Raw genomic sequence first — 21,409 nt, forward strand, 5'->3', positions numbered from 1 at the left:
ATACTACAAGCTTTAGAAATCATTATCCCAACAGCTTTATTCGTTGCGGCTCCACTTATTTTCACTGCACTTGGAGGAGTTTTTAGTGAACGTTCAGGTGTTGTTAATATCGGTCTAGAAGGTTTAATGGTTATTGGTGCTTTTGTAGGAATTGTATTTAATTTACAGTTCGCTGAAGTATTTGGAAATGCTACTCCGTGGCTATCTATCGTTGCTGCTATGGTTGCTGCATCGATCTTTTCATTATTACATGCTGTAGCTTCTATTACGTTTAAGGCAGATCAAGTTGTAAGTGGTGTTGCAATTAACTTCTTGGCGGTTGGTTTAACATTATTCCTTGTTAAAAATATTTATGAAAAAGGGCAAACTGATCGAATCAATATTAGTTTTAACAAAATGGATGTACCATTATTAAGTGATATCCCGATTATTGGAAAAATATTTTTCTCAGGTGGATATGTAACTTCTTATTTAGCAATTTTCACTGCGATTGTTGTTTGGTATGTAATCTTTAAGACGCCATTTGGACTTCGTTTACGTTCAGTAGGAGAACATCCAATGGCTGCTGATACTATGGGGATTAATGTAACTAGAATGAGGTATATAGGAGTTCTATTAAGTGGTGCATTTGCCGGTTTAGGTGGTGCTGTTTATGCTACCATTATTTCTAGAGACTTTAGTCATGCGACGATAAGTGGTCAAGGATTTATGGCACTTGCAGCAGTAATATTTGGAAAATGGCACCCGCTTGGAGCAATGGGAGCAGCTTTATTCTTTGGGCTGGCTCAAGGCTTGAGTATTATAGGTGGAACAATCCCGTTTTTAAAAGATATCCCAGCTGTTTATTTACTTATCCTTCCTTATGTTTTAACAATTCTTGCATTAACAGGATTTATCGGCCGTGCTGATTCACCTAAAGCATTGGGAACACCTTATGAAAAGGGAAAACGATAATGAAAAAGCTTCTCCAAACTGGAGAAGCTTTTTTACTGTAAACCACCATGCTGAACTACTGTTACTTAATTCCAGTATATGTTAGACCAATATTACGCAAAATGAACTTGTTAACAAAATAATCTTTAGACAGGTGAAGAAAATATGGGAGCACCAAAGAAGCTTGATTTACTTGCATTATCATCTGTTCCTCTTGTTATGACATTAGGAAATTCAATGCTGATTCCTGTTTTACCTCTCATCTCAAAAAAATTAAATATTAGTGCCTTTCAGGTATCTTTAATTATTACTGTATACTCGATTGTTGCGATTATTTTAATTCCAATAGCGGGTTACTTATCAGATCGGTTTGGGCGAAAAATTGTGATGGTTCCATGTTTAATTATTGCTGGGGTAGGTGGAGCGGTTTCTGGATGGGCTTCTTGGAAAATTGAAGATCCTTACATATGGATCTTAATAGGACGTGTGCTTCAAGGAATAGGTTCTGCAGGAGCAGCACCGGTCGTTATGCCATTAGTAGGAGATATGTTTAAAAGTGATGAAGAAATAAGTGCTGGTCTTGGGTTAACCGAAACAGCAAACACTGCAGGTAAGGTGTTGAGTCCAATAATTGGTGCAGCTCTTGCAGCTTTTTTATGGTTCCTCCCGTTTTGGTTTATTCCTTTTTTTAGTTTAATTAGTGTTTTGTTAGTAGCTTTCCTTGTAAAAGTACCAAAAACAAAGGATAAAGAAGTACAAACAGTTAAGGAATTTGCCCACTGTGTAAAAGGTATTTTTAAAGAAAATGGGAAATGGCTTTTTGCCATTTTTACAGTTGGGTGTATTATCATGTTCGTTCTATTTGGAATTTTATTTTTCTTGTCGGACATGTTAGAAAAACAATATAACATTAATGGAGTAAAAAAAGGTTTAGTTTTAGCTATTCCATTACTGCCTTTATCGGTTAGTTCTTTCATATCCGGGAAGAAAATTGGTCAAAATAAAAATTTAATGAAAACGGTTATTATCGCTGGCATGGGATTAGTTACAATTTCGTTTATTGCATTAAGAGTACAACATACATTGATATTTTTAATTTCTTTCTTAGTTTTAACTGGAATAGGTATTGGGATTACCTTACCAAGTTTAGATGCTTTAATCACAGAAGGAATAGAAAAAGAAGAGAGAGGTACAATTACATCAATATATAGTGCAATGAGATTTATTGGTGTTGCAGCAGGTCCTCCAGTTTATTCATACTTAATGTCTACTAGTGAACATCTTGTCTATTACATTTCTGCAGGTTCAAGTGTGATAGCAGTTATGGTTGTGTTGCTTTTCATCCAAGTTAAGGATCTTGAGAAAGATCCAAAGCAAATGCCAAAGTTAGCGTAAAGAGACCGAATTTTTTCGGTTTCTTTTTTGTATAGAATTTTATGTTAAGAGTCAGGATAAGATAGTAAATAAAAGTGTATTATTTCCTTTATTATCCTTGTATTGATATAATTACAAACAAATTGAAAATAGAAAAAAGGAGGGTCTTCATGTCTTATTTTCATGAACAGCAAACAGATGTAAACGGTCTATCTTTGCATACCGTCTCAACAGCAAAATTCAAAACCAATACCATAGTTCTTAAGTTATTAGCCCCTTTAAATGAACAGGATGTTACATATAGAGCGCTATTACCATATGTACTTCAAAGAGGGACAAAAAATTTCCCGACTAGCACTGTTTTGAGACAACATTTGGATGAATTGTATGGCGCAACACTTCATGTAGATTTATCAAAAAAGGGTGAAAATCACATTATATCTTTTCGAATGGAAATTGCAAATGAAAAATTTTTAACAGATGCTACTCCATTATTAGAACAAGGTATTAAATTTTTATCCGAAATTTTATTGCAACCAGTTACAGAAAATGAAGCATTTCAGGATGAAATAGTTTCTCAAGAAAAACGTACCTTAAAGCAACGCATTCAATCTGTGAATGATGACAAAATGAGGTATTCAAATTTAAGACTTGTACAAGAAATGTGTAAAAATGAGCCTTATGCTTTACATGTGAATGGTGAAACCAAAGATGTAGATAAAATTGATGCAAAATCTTTGTATGAATATTATCAAAAATGCATTCAGACAGATCATATTGATCTATATGTTGTAGGGGATCTTGAACAAGATGAAGTAAAAGGGTATGTGAGTAAATATTTTACTTTTGACAACAGCCGTGAGCCTGTAGTCCAAACCCCATATAAAAAAGAAATAAAAGAAAAAGAAGTAATCGAAGAACAGGATGTAAAGCAAGGTAAGTTAAACATCGGCTATCGAACAAATAGTACGTATAAAGATGAGGATTACTATGCTCTGCAGGTCTTTAACGGAATTTTTGGTGGCTTTTCTCATTCGAAACTATTTATCAATGTACGTGAAAAAGCGAGTTTAGCTTATTATGCAGCATCAAGGGTAGAAAGTCATAAAGGATTACTAATGGTTATGTCGGGAATTGAGGTTCAAAATTATGATCAGGCAGTTTCCATTATTAAAGAACAGATGGCAGCAATGAAAAACGGAGATTTCACTGAACAAGAGTTTGAGCAAACCAAGGCTGTAATTCGAAATCAATTACTAGAAACTGTAGATACTGCTTATGGCTTAGTTGAAATTGTTTACCATAACGTTATCGCAAATATAAATCGGTCATTTGAGGACTATTTAAATGGAATTGAAAAGGTATCAAAAGAAGAAGTAACTAAAGTTGCTCAAAAGGTTGAGCTAGATACAATTTATTTCTTAAAAGGAATGGGGGGAACGGCATGACAACAAATCCTATTCGCTTCGATCAATTACAAGAATCATTATATTACGAGAAAATGTCAAATGGGCTTGATGTCTATGTGTTACCTAAAAAAGGTTTTAACAAAACTTATGCCACTTTTACGACGAAATATGGATCAATTGATAATCAATTTGTCCCTTTAAATGAAAATGAGATGATTTCTGTACCCGATGGGATTGCTCATTTTCTTGAACATAAATTATTTGAAAAGGAAGATGGAGATGTATTTCAGCAGTTTAGTAAGCAAGGTGCTTCTGCAAATGCTTTTACATCCTTCACTCGAACAGCTTATTTATTTTCAAGCACAAGCTCAGTTGAAAAAAACCTAGAAACATTAATTGATTTTGTGCAAGATCCCTATTTTTCAGAAAAAACAGTGGAGAAAGAAAAGGGAATTATCGGGCAAGAAATAAATATGTATGATGATAATCCTGATTGGCGTTTATATTTTGGATTAATTCAAAATTTGTATCAAAATCATCCTGTTAGAATTGATATTGCCGGAACCGTTGATTCTATTGCTAAAATTACGAAGGATTCCTTGTATGAATGCTATAACACGTTCTACCATCCAAGTAATATGCTCTTATTTGTTGTAGGTGCAGTTGAACCTGAGGAAATATTAAATCAGGTAAGAACTAACCAAGGTAAAAAAGATTTCACAGCTCAACCAGAAATAAAAAGGGAATTTCCAGATGAACCACTTGGGGTATTTAAAAAAATTGAGAAATTAAAAATGAATGTTCAAAGCTCAAAATGTTTAGTCGGATTGAAAGCTAAAAACCCTAATCGAGTGGGGAAAGAGTTGTTGAAATTTGAGCTTTCTATGAATATTATTCTCGATATGCTCTTCAGTAAAAGTTCAAAGCACTACGAGGAATTATATAAAGAAGGTTTAATTGATGACACATTCAGCTATGATTATACAGAAGAAAAAGGATTTGGATTTGCTATGATCGGTGGAGATACGGAAAATCCAGATCTCCTTGCAGACAAAATTAAACAAGTATTATTTAGTGCCAAAAAAGATGGTGTGGACTTCACAACATTCCAGGCGACTAAAAAGAAAAAAATTGGGGCATTTTTGAGAGCCGTTAATTCACCAGAATACATTGCCAATCAATTTACACGCTATGCATTTAATGAGATGAACCTATTTGATGTAGTCCCAATGTTAGAATCATTAACTCAAGAAGATATAACTAACGTATTACAAGAAGCAGTAGATGAAGAGTTATTTTCAGTATGTCAAGTGGTACCAAAATAATTTATTGGAGAGATCTGACTCAGTCAGATCTTTTTTCTGTATAATAGGGAAGCGGCAATTTAATTCACTTTAAAAGGAAGCTAACGGTAGTTACATAACATATAGAATGATTATTAAAGGAGTAAGTTATGGATAAATACGCACTTATAACTGGAGCGAGTGGTGACATTGGCATTGCTATCTCCAAAAAATTAATTAGTGAGGGGTATCATTTATATGTCCATTATCATCAGAATGAAAAGGTATTAAAGGAGTTAAAAGGCTTGTATAATGACAACTTAATTCTTCCGATTAAAGCTGATCTGACAAGCAAAACGGGTGTACAAGAGTTACTTGGACATATAAAGATGCCTGTTGAATTGGTTGTGTTTACTAGTGGTATGAGTCATTATGGGTTGGTAACAGATCTAAATGATGTAGAGATTGATCAAATGGTAGAACTACATATAACGAGTCCATTTCGCATAATACAAAAGCTAATACCTTCGATGATTACAAACCGTAAAGGTAATATCCTGTTTATATCCTCTATTTGGGGGATTACAGGTGCTTCTTGTGAGGTTTTGTATTCAATGGTGAAAGGTGGACAAAATGCTTATGTGAAGGCTCTCGCAAAAGAGCTTGCACCAAGTCATATTAGAGTTAATGCCATTGCACCAGGAGCGATATCTACTAAAATGCTTGCTCAATTTACGGATGAGGAAATAATTGAACTTCAAGAAGAAATTCCATTAGGAAGATTAGGCACACCTGATGAAATTGCAGAGGCTGTTATTTTTTTAGCGTCAGAAAAATCCTCTTATATTACAGGTCAAGTTATTTCCGTAAATGGTGGATGGATTTAAAAAGAAATTTGTATAAAATACTCCTCCCCTTGGAACAATAATTTTGTATCAATTAAAAAGGAGGAACTCCTATGTCTGTATTAGAAAATTGGAATGAGTGGAAAAATTTCCTTGGTGATCGTTTAGATCATGCCCAAAACGAAGGAATGAACGATCAAGTTATTTCTAACTTAGCGTTTGAAATTGGTGATTATTTAGCGAAGCAAGTAGAAGCTAAAAACCCACAAGAAAAAGTACTAGCAGATTTATGGAGTGTAGCTTCTGAACAAGAACAACATGCGATTGCAAACATGATGGTGAAACTTGTTCAAAACAATGGTTCGCACTAAGAGAGGAGAGATCCTCTCTTTTTCTTTGATAAAACGAGGGTTTGTACTTTAGTCGAGAAATCATTTTATCTTATACGTTTCTTTCTCTCTTTCTTCTTTGAGGAAAATCATTTATTATAAATAATAGTGGTTGTTAAAGAGGAGGGTTTAATTTGCCATATGAGTGGTATTTGGAATATGAAATTCAAAAGAACCGTCCCGGTTTATTAGGTGATGTGTCTTCCTTGTTAGGAATGTTGGCAATTAATATTATTACAATTAATGGTGTTGACGATTCCCGTCGGGGTCTTTTACTAAAATGTGAAAGTAATGATCAGGTCCGCAGACTTGAATCAATTTTAAATACAATGGATAACATAACTGTTACAAAGCTTAGAGTTCCAAAACTTCGTGATCGATTAGCGGTTCGACATGGTCGTTATATTCAAAGAGATGCAGACGACAAAAAAACTTTCCGGTTTGTGCGTGACGAACTTGGACTATTGGTTGATTTTATGGCAGAATTATATAAACAAGAAGGTCATAAGTTAATTGGAATTCGCGGAATGCCTCGGGTTGGAAAAACAGAATCAATTGTGGCCTCTAGTGTTTGTGCTAATAAAAAATGGTTGTTTGTTTCTTCTACGTTACTTAAACAAACCATTCGTAGCCAGTTGATTGCCGATGAATATAGTGAAGATAATGTGTTTATTATCGATGGAATTGTTTCAACGAGAAGAGGATCTGAAAAACACTTACAGCTTGTAAGAGAAATTATGAGGCTTTCTGCTACTAAGGTTGTTGAGCATCCTGATATATTTGTACAGAATACAGAGTATACAATTGATGATTTTGATTACATAATAGAAATTCGCAACGAGCCTGACGAGGAAATTACATATAAAGATGTTGAAGAGGGACCAACAATGTTCGACTCTTCAAGTCTTTCAGGATTTGACTTTTAATTATGGGGTGTTACGGTTGAGTGAACTAGGAAATCGACTGAAACAAGCAAGAGAAGAAAAGAATATGAGCTTGGACGATCTCCAGGAAATAACAAAAATTCAAAAGCGTTACTTGATAGGCATTGAGGAAGGCAATTATGCTATGATGCCTGGTAAATTTTATGCAAGAGCATTTATAAAGCAATATGCTGAAGCAGTTGATTTAGATCCGGAAATGCTGTTTGAAGAATACAAGAACGATGTACCAAGCACACACAAGGAAGATGTTCCTGAGCAGTTATCAAGAGTAAGAACACATAAACAATTGCCAAAATCTGCGTCTAAATTTATAGACTTTTTACCTAAACTTCTAACGATAGCTGTAGTTGTAGTAGTGGCTATTTTATTATGGTTATGGAGACAAGATGCAGCTGAAGACAATGCTAATAATGAAAACAAAATGGCTGAAGCAAATGATGTTGAATTTGAAATAGTAGAAAATACGACAACAACAGATGAACAGGCTAACGAAGAAGAAGCTGCCCAGGAAGAGGCGCCAAAAGAGGAAGCAGCAGAACCAGAAGAACCTGAAACACCTGCTCAAAGCCTGTCTGTAGTGGAAGGAACAACAACGACTTATGAGCTATCAGGTGCTGAAGAGTTTCAGCTGGAAGTTGTTGCAAAGGATCGGACATGGGTTAGAGTTAGAAACGGAAAAGGTAAAACATTCTATGGAGAAGAAATCCCTAAAGGTGAAACAAAAGTAAATGATCTAACTGCAGAATCAGAAATAACAATTAGAGTTGGAAATGTACCAGGGACAGACTTGAAAATTAATGGTGAGCTCCTGCAATTTCAAGATACAAAAACCACGCCACAGGACATTACCATCATTTATAAGAAAGAATAGGGGACTGACTCAGGAAGAAGAGTATGAACCACTACATTATTAGTAGAGGTTCATACTCCCTAATGGGGTCGTCCCATTTTGCATGTAAATGCTTGAGTTCAATAAAATGGAGGAATATACATGAATTTACCGAATAAAATTACCATTTCAAGGATTCTTTTAATACCAGTTTTTATGGTTATTATGTTAGTCCCATTTAACTGGGGAGAACTAACGTTTGGTTCGGAATCAATCTTAACAACTCATTTTGTAGGAGCTATTCTATTTATTGTTGCATCAACAACTGATTGGATTGATGGTTATTATGCAAGGAAATTGAATCAAGTTACGAATCTAGGGAAATTTCTGGATCCATTAGCAGACAAGCTACTCGTGTCAGCTGCTCTAATTATTTTAGTGGAGCTGGGGGCTGCACCTTCGTGGATGGTTATTCTTATCATAAGTCGAGAATTTGCAGTAACCGGTCTTCGCCTTGTGTTAGCCGGAGAAGGAGAGGTTGTGGCAGCCAACATGTTAGGGAAAATTAAGACATGGACGCAAATTATTGCCATTTCAGCTTTATTACTTAACAATTTACCATTTGAATTTATGAACATTCCATTTGCAACTATTTCTTTATGGGTTGCAACTTTCTTTACTGTTTATTCTGGATGGGACTACTTTATTAAAAATAAACAAGCCTTTGTAAATTCTAAATAAGGGGGATTGTTCATGAACATAAGAACAGAGATTATCGCCGTTGGTTCGGAGTTGCTTTTAGGTCAAATAGTGAACAGTAATGCCCAATTTTTATCACAAGAGTTAGCTGAACTTGGCTTGAGTGTTTATTATCATACCGTAGTTGGAGATAACCCTTCACGTCTAGAATCAGCGATTAACAACGCAAAAGAACGTTCTAATGTTATCATTTTTACTGGAGGCCTCGGTCCGACTAAGGATGATTTAACAAAAGAAACAATTTCAAAAGTGTTGGGAAGAGAGCTTACGTTTGATGTGGAAGCTTTAGAAAGTATCGAACGTTATTTTACTCAAACAAAACGTAGCATGTCTGAAAATAATAAAAAACAAGCATTGGTTATTGATGGCTCCTACATTTTAAAAAATGACTATGGTATGGCTCCTGGAATGGCTGTTGATATTGACGGAATGATTTATATGCTTTTGCCAGGCCCGCCTAGTGAAATGAAGCCAATGTTTGAGAATTATGGAAGAGAATATTTCCAAACAAAACTAGGTTTTCAAGATAAAATTATTTCACGTGTTTTAAGATATTTTGGAATTGGTGAATCCCAGCTTGAAACAGATATACAGGATATAATTGATGGACAAACAAATCCGACAATTGCTCCTCTGGCAGCGGATGGAGAAGTAACATTAAGACTTACAGCTAAGCATAAAGATGAACATATTGCACAAAAACTCCTTGATGAGACAGAGAAAAGAATTAATGACCGTGTAGGTGAGTTTTTCTATGGTTATGAACAGACAACCCTTGTTCATGAATTAAATAAACTATTGATGGAAAAAGGGAAAACAATTTCTGCAGCTGAAAGTTTAACAGGTGGAATGTTTTCAGAGTACATAACATCTTTAGATGGTGCTTCCCAAATTTTTAAAGGTAGTATTGTTTCTTATACAAATGAAGTGAAAGAGCAAATTTTGAAGGTGCAAAAACGTACCCTTGAACAATTTGGCGCAGTTAGCGAGGAATGTGCAAGGGAAATGGCTGAGCAAATCCGAAAGCTCTCTAAAAGTGATATAGGCATTAGCTTTACAGGTGCTGCAGGACCACAACCACATGAGGGACAACCTGTAGGGACAGTTTTTATTGCTATTTCTATGGGCGATCAGAATTCCAATGTTTTTAAACTGAATCTAGCTGGATCTAGAAAGGGAATTCGTGTTCGCTCGGTAAAGTATGGATGTCATTATTTAGTCAAACTATTAAACGAAATTGAATGATATAATGAAGTCTGTTAAGCCCAAATCTATTATTAGACTTTTGCTTAGCAGTCTTTTTTTCTATGAAGAAAATTAGTCTGTTTTTGCTGTAAAAATCAACAAACGATTCGAAAATAAGTAAAAATTAAAAATAGAACTCCCTTACTATCTGAAATTTACTTTTTCTTTATATAAAAAAGTAGATATATAGTGACTTTAAAAACATTAAAATAAAATAATCGAATAAATGTTCGCTTTTCACTTGGCAAACAAGATAAAAAGGGGTATATTTATTATAGATGAACTTTAAGGAGGAAATTTTGTGAGTGATCGTCAAGCTGCCTTAGATATGGCGTTAAAACAAATAGAGAAGCAATTCGGTAAAGGATCTATTATGAAATTAGGAGAGCAAACTGATCGAAAGGTATCAACTGTTTCAAGTGGTTCATTAGCACTTGATACTGCGTTAGGTATAGGTGGGTATCCTCGTGGTAGAATCATAGAAATCTATGGTCCTGAAAGCTCTGGTAAAACAACTGTAGCACTACATGCCATCGCTGAGGTTCAACAGCAAGGTGGTCAAGCAGCATTTATTGATGCTGAACACGCACTTGACCCTGTATATGCACAAAAACTTGGTGTAAACATCGATGAATTACTACTTTCACAACCTGATACAGGTGAACAAGCACTAGAAATTGCTGAAGCTCTTGTACGAAGTGGTGCAGTTGATATTTTAATTATTGACTCAGTTGCAGCGTTAGTACCTAAAGCTGAAATTGAAGGTGAGATGGGTGATTCACATGTTGGTCTTCAAGCAAGACTGATGTCTCAAGCATTACGTAAATTATCAGGTGCTATAAATAAATCTAAAACAATTGCTATTTTCATTAACCAAATTCGTGAAAAAGTAGGCGTGATGTTCGGAAACCCTGAGACAACTCCTGGTGGTCGTGCTTTAAAATTCTATTCTTCTGTTCGTTTAGAAGTTCGCCGTGCTGAAACACTTAAACAAGGTAATGATATGGTCGGAAATAAAACAAAAATTAAAGTAGTTAAAAATAAGGTGGCACCTCCTTTCAAAGTAGCAGAAGTTGATATTATGTACGGTGAGGGAATTTCAAAAGAAGGCGAAATCATCGATATGGGTTCGGATTTGGATATTGTTCAAAAGAGCGGTTCTTGGTATTCATATAATGAAGAACGTTTAGGTCAAGGTCGAGAAAATGCCAAACAATTCCTAAAGGAAAACCCTGAAATACGTTTAGAAATACAGGGTCAAATTCGAAAACATTATGGTCTAGACGAAGAAGTTACTGTACCAGATGAAAGTCAAGAAGAGCTTAACTTATTAGGGGAATAATCATTTAATTTTAAGGGGCGTTTTGCCCCTTTTTTATTTTTATTAGAAAAAATAATGTGATATTTGTTTAAATACATATGAATTAAAGAATTTTATTAGTAAGAAAAACGATAAATAACGATAAATAATATTGCATAAAATATTGTGACATAATTCTACAAAAATCATCCTTTTTCGCTAGTTATCACAAAGGTCATGGAAATAAGATTGAACAAAATGCTTAGAAACATTATAATGACAGGCTTGACAAGAAAAATTCACAGATTTACAATTGAGATGTATATTTTACAATTTTGTAGAATGATGATTGAAGCATTTTGAAAGCCGAAAATGTTGGTACTTGAAAAAGTCTTATGTCAAATAGTTTAAAGACGCAAGGTTCAACATGAAAACAAAGCTTTGTGCTGTATGTTGACAACTTATAATTGAACAATGTACATGCCGACACTTTAATCTAGAAAAAACAAGTTCATAGCAAGAGGAGGTGTAATAATGGACGTAGTATCAATAATCATCTCCATTTTGCTTGGCCTAATCGTCGGTGCAGTTGTTGGCTATTTTGTTCGTAAATCTATTGCCGAAGCAAAAATTGCTGGTGCTAATAACGCAGCGGAGCAAATTCTTGAAGAAGCAAAGCGTGATGCTGAGGCTACTAAAAAGGAAGCGCTTCTTGAAGCAAAAGATGAAATTCATAAGCTCCGCACAGATGCAGAACAGGAAGTTCGTGAGAGAAGAAACGAGCTTCAAAAACAAGAAAATCGCTTATTACAAAAAGAAGAGAATCTGGATCGTAAGGATGAGTCTTTAGATAAACGTGAAGCGATGCTAGAGAGAAAAGAAGGTTCTCTTAATGAAAGACAACAGCATATTGAAGAGATGGAAAGCAAAGTGGACGAGGTTGTGCGTAAACAGCAAACAGAGCTTGAGCGCATATCTAGCCTTACAAGAGATGAAGCAAGAGGAATTATTCTTGAAAAGGTAGAAAATGAACTCACACATGATATCGCTGTAATGATCAAAGAAAGCGAAAATCGTGCTAAAGAAGAAGCTGACAAGAAAGCGAAAGAAATCCTGTCACTTGCTATTCAACGATGTGCAGCAGATCATGTAGCTGAAACTACTGTTTCTGTTGTTAATCTTCCAAATGATGAAATGAAAGGTCGTATTATTGGACGTGAGGGGCGTAATATTCGTACGTTAGAAACATTAACGGGGATAGACCTTATCATTGATGATACACCTGAGGCAGTGATCCTGTCAGGCTTTGATCCAATTCGACGTGAAACAGCAAGAATTGCATTAGACAAGCTTGTTCAAGATGGTCGTATTCACCCAGCGCGTATTGAAGAGATGGTTGAGAAATCTCGTCGTGAAGTGGATGAATATATTCGTGAAATTGGAGAACAAACAACGTTCGAAGTTGGAGTTCATGGGCTTCATCCTGACTTGATTAAGATTCTTGGTCGATTGAAATTTAGAACTAGTTACGGTCAAAATGTTTTGAAGCACTCTATGGAAGTTGCGTTCTTATCAGGATTAATGGCTGCTGAGCTTGGAGAAGATGAATTATTGGCAAAACGAGCAGGCTTACTTCATGATATTGGAAAAGCTATTGACCATGAAGTTGAAGGTAGTCATGTGGAAATTGGTGTAGAACTTGCGACAAAGTATAAAGAGCATCCTGTTGTAATTAACAGCATTGCATCACACCATGGTGATACAGAACCTACATCGATTATTGCGGTTATTGTGGCAGCTGCTGATGCATTATCTGCAGCAAGACCAGGAGCACGTAGTGAAACACTAGAAAATTATATTCGTCGACTAGAAAAGCTTGAAGAAATATCTGAATCTTACGAAGGTGTTGAGAAATCATTTGCCATCCAGGCTGGCCGTGAGGTACGTATTATGGTTAAACCTGATAGTATTGATGACTTACAAGCACATCGCTTAGCAAGAGATATTCGAAAACGAATTGAAGAAGAGCTCGATTATCCGGGTCATATTAAAGTTACTGTGATTCGTGAAACAAGAGCTGTTGAATACGCAAAATAAAGTGGTGCAGAAATGCGCCACTTTATTTTTGCTCAATTTTGTGTAACACTAAATCTAAGAACAACGGTTACTATGTGTTGAGTTCAACAAAAATAGTTCAAACATGTTAAATGATAGAAAGGAAATACATATGAAAATTTTATTTATAGGTGATGTGTTTGGTTCACCTGGTAGAGAAATGATTAAAGAGTACCTACCTAAACTGAAAACAAAATATCAGCCACATGCTATTATTATTAATGGAGAAAATGCCGCACATGGGAGAGGGATTACAGAAAAGATGTATCAGCAGTTTATTCAAGCTGGTGCCCATGTCATTACAATGGGAAATCACACTTGGGATAATCGAGAAATTTTTGAATTTATCGATAAAGCACCTAATATGATTCGCCCTGCGAACTTTCCAGAAAATAATCCAGGAAAAGGCATGATATTTGTAACTATTGCAGGAAGAGAGATAGCTGTAATCAATTTGCAAGGGCGTGCATTTTTGCCACCTTCGGACTGTCCATTTAAAAAGGCTGATGAGCTGATTGAGCAAGCCAAAAAGCGTACATCTCTTATTTTTGTCGATTTTCATGCAGAAGCAACTAGTGAGAAACAGGCAATGGGCTGGTATTTAGACGGTCGTGCATCGGTTGTTGTTGGGACGCATACGCATGTTCAAACAGCTGATGATAGAATTTTAGACAAAGGAACAGCATATATTACAGATGTTGGTATGACGGGGCCTTATGATGGCATATTAGGGGTAGATAGAGAAATGATTTTAAAACGATTTCTTACAGGTCTACCTGTTCGTCATGATGTGGCTAATGGTAGAACCCAATTAAGTGGCATTATAGTTGATATTAACGATAAAACGGGCAAGGCTTCAAAAATTGAAAGAATCCTTATTAATGATGATCATATGTTTTTTGAATAGTTAAGAATATAAATGATTGAAAAAAAGAGCGGGAGACAGTGGGTAACTTGAAGACCTATTGTCTTTAAAGAATCCAGCATTGATTGGACGAGTCTTCAAAATAACATAATGTACCATAACATTTAGAATTTTTCGAAATAATGTGCGAACAAGCAGGAATATTTTCCAACTCTAGTGAATATAGTATCAATGGATATATAACTAACACTGTTTAAAAGGGAATTTAGGGGAGTTCCTTTTAAACAAGATATGCCAATGATTGTTCTAATGAACACTCAAGGATTCATTGAAAATGAAGGGGGAACTAGAAATGGAAATATTAAAGGTTTCAGCAAAGTCAAATCCTAATTCAGTCGCTGGTGCATTAGCTGGAGTATTAAGAGAAAGAGGTGCAGCTGAAATTCAAGCAATTGGTGCTGGTGCTCTTAATCAAGCAGTGAAAGCTGTAGCAATCGCTAGAGGCTTTGTTGCACCAAGTGGTGTTGATTTAATATGTATACCTGCTTTTACGGATATTCAAATAGACGGAGAAGAACGTACAGCTATTAAACTCATTGTGGAGCCAAGATAAGCTACATTAATGATGGAAGAGTTGCAGAAAGGATAGGGGTTTGACTCAATAGGAGTCAAGCCCTGTTTTTTTGTTTATATTTTAAGCTTTATTCTATTAATATAATGAAATAGTCCAACGTATGAAAGGAGAAGATAGTTCATGGCACTATTTGACGCGCATTGCGACATGTTATTTAAATTATGGGAGGACCCAACTATAAATGTTTATGAAGATGAGAGATTACATGTTTCTATCTCAAAGTTAAAGCAAATGGAAAAACCGATACAATGTTTTGCTATTTTTGTACCTGAGAGCGTTCCATTTGTTCATAAATTAGATGCTGCTCAGCAACAGATAAACATCTTTTATCAAAAGGTTTTAAACGAGTTTAACGATGTTAAATTGATTAAAACAAAATCGGATATTGATGATTTAAAACAGGGTGAAATCGGGGCTGTTTTAACTTTAGAAGGCTGTGATGCAGTCGGTGACCGTCTTGAAAATCTTGAATTGTTGTATGAACTTGGAATTCGTTCAGTTGGCTTAACGTGGAATTATGCAAATCTTGTGGCAGATGGAGCACAAGAAACAAGGAATGCTGGAATAACGAATTTTGGTAAGGATGTTATTACATTTTTAAATAAGAAAAGGTTGTGGACAGATTTATCTCATACAAGTGAAAGAAGCTTTTGGGAAGGATTAGACTTAGCTGAGTATCCTATCGCTTCACACTCTAATACTCATCATCTTTGTACACATGTAAGAAATTTAAAGGACGAGCAAATTGTTGCACTTTTTAGGAAAAACGGAATGATGGGTATAACATTTGTTCCCTTTTTTACGACAAATTATGAACAACCAACGATCAAGGATTTATTAAAGCATATAGATCATTTATGCTCGTTAGGGGGAGAAAATCATATTGGTTTTGGATCTGACTTTGATGGAATAGATCAAACAATAGTAGGACTTGAAAATTACTTGTGTTATGAACCTTTTATCAATGAACTTCAACGTAATTATCCAGAATCTCTAGTTGAAAAATTTATCTATCAAAATTTTATAAACCATATTTCATATTAATATAAATCAGCTTCTTTAATTCGGTAAAGTTTTAAGTAAAGTCTTGTATTTTTTTCTTGTAAGGTCTAAAATTGAATACGTTTAGTATTAATTCCAATAATTTCACTAGAGTTTAGAAATTTCTATAAAACTGAACATCATTGAAATATGAAAAAGATAGAAAAATAAACCATATTCTTTAAATGAGGGGTGTAGAAACATGATTAGTCAACTTTCATGGAAAGTTGGGGGACAGCAAGGAGAAGGAATTGAAAGTACAGGTGAAGTATTCTCTATTGCATTAAACCGACTAGGGTATTATTTATATGGCTATCGTCATTTTTCTTCTCGAATTAAAGGTGGCCACACCAATAATAAAATTCGTGTAAGTACAACAAAAGTTCAATCAATTTCGGATGATCTTGATATTTTAGTAGCTTTTGACCAAGAAACAATTGATGTAAACTTCCACGAACTTCGTGCGGGTGGAATTGTGCTTGCAGATGCTAAATTTAATCCTACCATTCCAGAAAATGAGGATATAACTTTATTTTCAGTTCCATTTACTGAAATAGCAACAGAGCTTGGTACTTCTTTAATGAAAAATATGGTCGCTATTGGAGCAACAAGTGCATTACTCGATATTGATCCAAGTCAATATCATGAGGTTGTGAATGAAATATATGGCCGAAAAGGCGAACAAATTGTAGAAAAAAATATGCTGGCTATTGAAAATGGAGCAAAATATTTGAAAGAACAACTTGAGTTCCAACGTCAGGATCTTTATTTAGAGAAAGCTGACGGTAAAAAACGTATGTTTATGATTGGAAATGATGCAATTGCATTAGGCGCGATTGCAGGTGGCTCACGCTTTATGGCTGCATATCCAATTACACCTGCTTCAGAAATTATGGAATATTTAATTAAAAAGTTACCTAAGTTCGGTGGTGCTGTTATTCAAACAGAAGATGAAATTGCTGCTTGTACAATGGCAATTGGAGCAAACTATGCTGGAGCTCGTACATTTACAGCTTCCGCGGGACCTGGTTTATCTTTAATGATGGAAGCAATCGGTCTATCAGGTATGACGGAGCAACCACTTGTTATTATTGATACACAACGTGGTGGTCCAAGTACAGGATTACCAACCAAACAAGAACAATCAGACTTAATGGCAATGATTTATGGTACTCACGGAGAGATCCCTAAGGTTGTAATGGCTCCAAGTACAGTGGAAGAAGCATTCTACGATACAATTGAAGCCTTTAATATTGCTGAAGAATTTCAAGTGCCTGTTATTTTATTATCAGACTTACAGCTTTCTCTTGGCAAGCAAACAGTAGAACCATTAGATTACAGCAAAATAGAAATTCGTCGTGGAAAGCTTGTTGCAGATGATCTTCCAGAAGTTGAAAACAAAGCATACTTTAAACGTTTCGAAGTAACTGAGGATGGTGTTTCTCCACGTGTCATTCCAGGCATGAAAAACGGAATTCACCACGTAACAGGGGTTGAACATGATGAAACAGGTAAGCCATCTGAATCTGCTTTGAATCGTGTAGCTCAAATGGATAAACGTTTAAGAAAACTTAACAACATGGAATTTAAAAACCCTGTTTATAAAAATGTTCAGCATGAAAATCCGGATGTTCTACTCGTAGGTTATTTATCAACTCGTGGGACTATTGAAGAAGCTATGGAGCGTCTAGAAGCTGATGGGATAAAAGTGAATCATGCACAAATCCGTCTTATTCATCCATTCCCGAGTGATGAAATCCTACCTTTAGTTGAAACGGCAAAAAAAGTAATTGTTGTAGAAAATAATGCAACAGGTCAACTTGCGAGTCTTCTTAAAATGAACGTAGGAAATGCGAATAAGATCTCTTCTTTACTTAAATATGATGGCAATCCATTCCTACCTCATGAAATTCATACTAGAAGCAAGGAGTTGATGTAACATGGCAGCAACATTTAAAGATTTTCGTAACAATGTAAAACCAAACTGGTGCCCGGGCTGTGGTGATTTCTCAGTACAAGCAGCAATTCAACGTGCAGCGGCTAATGTTGGACTTACACCAGATGAGCTTGCAGTTGTTTCTGGTATTGGCTGTTCAGGTCGTATTTCAGGTTACATTAATTCATATGGATTCCACGGGATTCATGGTCGTTCTTTACCAATTGCACAAGGTGTTAAAATGGCAAATAAAGATCTGACTGTTATTGCCTCTGGTGGAGATGGTGATGGATTTGCGATCGGAATGGGTCATACTATTCACGCTATTCGTCGTAATATTGACATTACTTATATTGTCATGGACAACCAAATTTACGGATTAACAAAAGGGCAAACTTCACCTCGAAGTGATGCTGGATTTGTGACGAAGAGTACTCCGCAAGGCTCAATTGAATCAGCATTATCGGTTATGGAAATGGCCTTAACTGCTGGTGCTACATTTGTAGCACAAAGCTTCTCTACAGACCTTAAAGATTTAACAGCTTTAATTGAAGCAGGAATTAACCATAAGGGATTTTCATTAATTAACGTATTTAGCCCATGTGTAACGTACAATAAAGTAAATACGTACGATTGGTTTAAAGAAAATTTAACTAAACTTTCAAATGTAGAAGGATATGACCCACACAATAAAGAAGTGGCGATGCAAACTCTTATGAAGCATAATGGATTGGTTACAGGTTTAATCTATCAAAATACAGAGCAAAAATCTTACCAAGAAATGATTAATGGGTATAGTGAAACACCTCTTTCTCAAGCTGATTTAACAATAGAAGAGGAAGAATTTAATAAAATGATAGCGGAATTTATGTAATAATTTTAGAGGGGACTGAATTTAAAATTCAGTCCCCTCTTTTTTTAAATTAAAATTCATTGAGGAAGGATTAGGTAAAATGAATCATATTTAACATTTTATTTTATAAGCAATCAAACGTCCACTGTATATGGACAATGATGTTTACAAATAAATATTACATGTAAGATATTGTTATATAAGCTTTTTTGGAGTAAGGGGTGTTCACTGTGAACGGAAAGATGAAAGCGCTTGTAAAACACCATAGAGGATTTGGGGCACTATTAGAAATGGTTGACATTCCACAAATCTCGGAAAATGAAGTATTGATTAAGGTAAAAGCTACGTCAATTTGCGGAACAGATGTTCATATTTATAAATGGGATGAGTGGTCAGCTAGCAGAGTAAACCCACCTTATATTTTTGGTCATGAGTTTTCAGGAGAAATTTTTGAAATAGGAGCAAAGGTGACAAATGTTACAGTAGGTGATTCTGTTTCCGCGGAAACACATTTAGTTTGTGGAAAATGTCCGCAGTGCTTAACGGGTAAAGCACATATATGCAAATTTACTAAAATTATTGGTGTTGATACAGGAGGGTGTTTTGCAGAGTATGTTGCCTTGCCTTCAACAAATTTATGGAAAAATCCTAAAGATATGCCATATGATATTGCCTCTATTCAAGAACCAATGGGAAATGCTGTGCACACTGTATTAGCAGGTGATGTGATTGGTAAAACAGTTACTGTTATAGGATGTGGCCCAATTGGAATTATGGCTGTAGGAATAGCAAAAGCTGCAGGTGCATCTCAGGTCATTGCGGTAGATATTAATGAATATCGATTACAACTAGCTAAACAACTCGGTGCAACTATAATTGTGAATTCTAAATACCAAGATCCGTTGAAAGTTGTTTATGAGTTAACTGACGGTCATGGAGTAGAGGTTGTATGTGAAATGTCAGGTCATCCAGTTGCAATTAACCAAGGGTTTAAAATGGTAACAAATGGAGGGCGTGTGTCAATTCTAAGTTTACCTACTAAACCTGTTGAATTTGATGTAACAAACGATATTGTTTTTAAGGGGATTACGATTCAAGGGATAACTGGTAGAAAAATGTTTGAAACATGGAAGCAAGTATCGGCCTTAATTCATTCAGGACAGGTAAATCTAAAGCCTCTTATTACACATAGATTTTCATTAGAGCAGTTTGAAAAAGGTTTTGATTTAATGATGGATGGGAATTGTGGAAAAGTTGTTTTACACCCATAAATGAAAGCACTTACATTAGTGATCATAGGATTATATATATCTATTTTATAGGAGGAGATTTAAATGAACGGTTTTGAGTTTTTACAATCAGAGTTAGAAGAAATGAAGAAGCAAGGAACATTTCGTCAATTAATACCTTTAGAATCTGACCAGTCAGCAAGAGTTGTTATTAATGGTAAAAAAGTTATCCAATTATCTTCAAATAATTATTTAGGTTTAACTTCGCATCCTCGCTTATGCTCTGCGGCACTTAAAGCTGTCGAAAACTATGGAGCAGGAACAGGGTCAGTACGAACGATTGCTGGTACTTTTACTATGCATAAAGATTTAGAAGAAAAACTTGCTCAGTTTAAACATACGGAATCTTCATTAGTATTTCAATCCGGATTTACAACAAATCAAGGGGTACTTTCCTCTATATTAACAAGTGAGGATGTTGTAATATCAGATGAATTAAATCATGCTTCCATAATTGATGGTATTCGGTTAACAAAGGCAGATAGAAAGGTTTATAAACACGTAAACATGTTAGACCTTGAAAGAGCACTAAAAGAATCAGAGAATTATAGAGTCCGTGTTATTGTGACGGATGGTGTATTCTCTATGGATGGTAATATTGCCCCTTTACCTGGCATTGTAGAATTAGCAGAAAAATACCATGCTTTGGTAATGGTTGATGATGCACACGCTTCAGGTGTATTAGGAGAAAATGGGCGCGGAACGGTTAACCATTTTGGCTTAGATGGTCGTGTTCATATACAAGTAGGAACACTAAGTAAAGCAATCGGGGTTTTGGGAGGTTATGTAGCCGGACAAAAAACACTTATTGATTATTTAATTCATAAAGGCAGACCATTTTTATTTAGTACATCTCATCCACCTGCAGTTACTGCCACATGTATAGAAGCGATAAAGGTTTTATTAGATGAACCACATTTAATTAATAGACTGTGGGATAATACTAAGTTTTTTAAAGATGGTTTAGCAAAACTTGGATTTAATACCGGGAAAAGTGAAACTCCTATAACCCCGATTATTGTTGGAGATGAAGCATTATCACACAAATTTTCAGATAAATTGTTAGAATATGGTGTATTTGCTCAAGGCATTGCTTTTCCTACTGTCGCTAAAGGTCACGCTCGCGTTCGCACAATTGTTACAGCAGAGCATTCGATAGAAGACCTTGAAGAGGCACTTAGTGTGTTTGAGAAAGCAGGAAAAGAATTAAAGATTATCTAAATTTCACTTAGAATTTTATAAAGATTAGTAAATAATCATGAGGTAAGTGATTCTAAAGCCTTATAATAAATCGACACACCTCAACAAATATCGGGTAGTAACAGGTACCATAAAAGTTAGACCACTTTAAAACCCGTGCAACAGG

The 21,409-nt window shown here is 35.3% G+C and carries 19 protein-coding genes; all 19 read left to right on the plus strand.

From position 1 onward, the window contains the following. The 19 genes from LPC09_RS10015 (at window position 1) to LPC09_RS10105 (ending at window position 21,264) form a co-directional block, all read left to right on the plus strand. A complete protein-coding gene (locus LPC09_RS10015; RefSeq protein ID WP_379050906.1) occupies window positions 1-954 on the plus strand; it encodes an ABC transporter permease in 954 nt (317 codons plus the stop codon). Between the two features lie 144 nt (window positions 955-1,098). Continuing rightward, entirely contained in the window at window positions 1,099-2,328 is a 1,230-nt protein-coding gene (locus tag LPC09_RS10020; protein ID WP_098796356.1) for a bacillibactin exporter BcbE, read from the plus strand. 149 nt (window positions 2,329-2,477) lie between these two features. Then, on the plus strand, window positions 2,478-3,755 hold the full coding sequence (gene yfmF / locus LPC09_RS10025; RefSeq protein ID WP_098796357.1) for an EF-P 5-aminopentanol modification-associated protein YfmF: 1,278 nt from the start codon (window positions 2,478-2,480) through the stop codon (window positions 3,753-3,755). Next, window positions 3,752-5,041 (plus strand): EF-P 5-aminopentanol modification-associated protein YfmH, encoded by a 1,290-nt coding sequence (gene yfmH, locus LPC09_RS10030; RefSeq protein ID WP_098796358.1) that lies wholly within the window; start codon window positions 3,752-3,754, stop codon window positions 5,039-5,041. The genes yfmF and yfmH overlap by 4 nt, the downstream gene beginning before the upstream one ends. A gap of 128 nt (window positions 5,042-5,169) precedes the next feature. Then, window positions 5,170-5,886: an elongation factor P 5-aminopentanone reductase gene (ymfI, locus tag LPC09_RS10035; protein WP_098796359.1), complete on the plus strand. Its 717-nt coding sequence runs from the start codon at window positions 5,170-5,172 to the stop codon at window positions 5,884-5,886. Window positions 5,887-5,957: 71 nt separating this feature from the next. Further along, window positions 5,958-6,215, plus strand: coding sequence for a DUF3243 domain-containing protein (locus LPC09_RS10040; protein ID WP_098796360.1), 258 nt, complete (start codon window positions 5,958-5,960; stop codon window positions 6,213-6,215). Window positions 6,216-6,367: 152 nt separating this feature from the next. Next, window positions 6,368-7,159, plus strand: a complete 792-nt coding sequence (locus LPC09_RS10045) for a DUF3388 domain-containing protein (protein WP_098796361.1) — start codon at window positions 6,368-6,370, stop codon at window positions 7,157-7,159. Between the two features lie 7 nt (window positions 7,160-7,166). Next, on the plus strand, window positions 7,167-8,048 hold the full coding sequence (locus LPC09_RS10050; RefSeq protein ID WP_098796377.1) for a helix-turn-helix domain-containing protein: 882 nt from the start codon (window positions 7,167-7,169) through the stop codon (window positions 8,046-8,048). Window positions 8,049-8,168: 120 nt separating this feature from the next. Then, window positions 8,169-8,747, plus strand: coding sequence for a CDP-diacylglycerol--glycerol-3-phosphate 3-phosphatidyltransferase (gene pgsA, locus LPC09_RS10055; protein WP_098796362.1), 579 nt, complete (start codon window positions 8,169-8,171; stop codon window positions 8,745-8,747). 12 nt (window positions 8,748-8,759) lie between these two features. Next, window positions 8,760-10,010, plus strand: a complete 1,251-nt coding sequence (locus tag LPC09_RS10060; protein ID WP_098796363.1) for a competence/damage-inducible protein A — start codon at window positions 8,760-8,762, stop codon at window positions 10,008-10,010. Window positions 10,011-10,311: 301 nt separating this feature from the next. Further along, window positions 10,312-11,352: a recombinase RecA gene (gene recA / locus LPC09_RS10065; protein ID WP_098796364.1), complete on the plus strand. Its 1,041-nt coding sequence runs from the start codon at window positions 10,312-10,314 to the stop codon at window positions 11,350-11,352. 492 nt (window positions 11,353-11,844) lie between these two features. Beyond that, window positions 11,845-13,407 (plus strand): ribonuclease Y, encoded by a 1,563-nt coding sequence (gene rny, locus LPC09_RS10070; RefSeq protein WP_379050119.1) that lies wholly within the window; start codon window positions 11,845-11,847, stop codon window positions 13,405-13,407. 130 nt (window positions 13,408-13,537) lie between these two features. Beyond that, the gene (locus LPC09_RS10075) at window positions 13,538-14,332 is read left to right on the plus strand and encodes a TIGR00282 family metallophosphoesterase (RefSeq protein ID WP_098796366.1); all 795 of its coding nucleotides are present in this window, start codon (window positions 13,538-13,540) and stop codon (window positions 14,330-14,332) included. A gap of 310 nt (window positions 14,333-14,642) precedes the next feature. Next, window positions 14,643-14,903, plus strand: coding sequence for a stage V sporulation protein SpoVS (gene spoVS, locus LPC09_RS10080; RefSeq protein WP_003181955.1), 261 nt, complete (start codon window positions 14,643-14,645; stop codon window positions 14,901-14,903). Between the two features lie 141 nt (window positions 14,904-15,044). After that, window positions 15,045-15,968 carry a dipeptidase gene (locus tag LPC09_RS10085; RefSeq protein WP_098796367.1) on the plus strand — a complete coding sequence of 308 codons (924 nt, stop codon included), beginning with the start codon at window positions 15,045-15,047 and terminating at the stop codon, window positions 15,966-15,968. A 199-nt stretch (window positions 15,969-16,167) separates the two neighbouring features. Further along, the gene (locus tag LPC09_RS10090) at window positions 16,168-17,904 is read left to right on the plus strand and encodes a 2-oxoacid:acceptor oxidoreductase subunit alpha (RefSeq protein WP_098796368.1); all 1,737 of its coding nucleotides are present in this window, start codon (window positions 16,168-16,170) and stop codon (window positions 17,902-17,904) included. 1 nt (window position 17,905) lies between these two features. After that, entirely contained in the window at window positions 17,906-18,775 is an 870-nt protein-coding gene (locus tag LPC09_RS10095; protein ID WP_098796369.1) for a 2-oxoacid:ferredoxin oxidoreductase subunit beta, read from the plus strand. 209 nt (window positions 18,776-18,984) lie between these two features. Further along, window positions 18,985-20,025 (plus strand): L-threonine 3-dehydrogenase, encoded by a 1,041-nt coding sequence (gene tdh, locus LPC09_RS10100; RefSeq protein ID WP_176551018.1) that lies wholly within the window; start codon window positions 18,985-18,987, stop codon window positions 20,023-20,025. A 63-nt stretch (window positions 20,026-20,088) separates the two neighbouring features. Beyond that, entirely contained in the window at window positions 20,089-21,264 is a 1,176-nt protein-coding gene (locus tag LPC09_RS10105) for a glycine C-acetyltransferase (RefSeq protein WP_098796370.1), read from the plus strand. Window positions 21,265-21,409: the final 145 nt, after the last annotated feature.

This window comes from Metabacillus sp. B2-18 (assembly GCF_021117275.1).
Classification (GTDB): domain Bacteria; phylum Bacillota; class Bacilli; order Bacillales; family Bacillaceae; genus Metabacillus.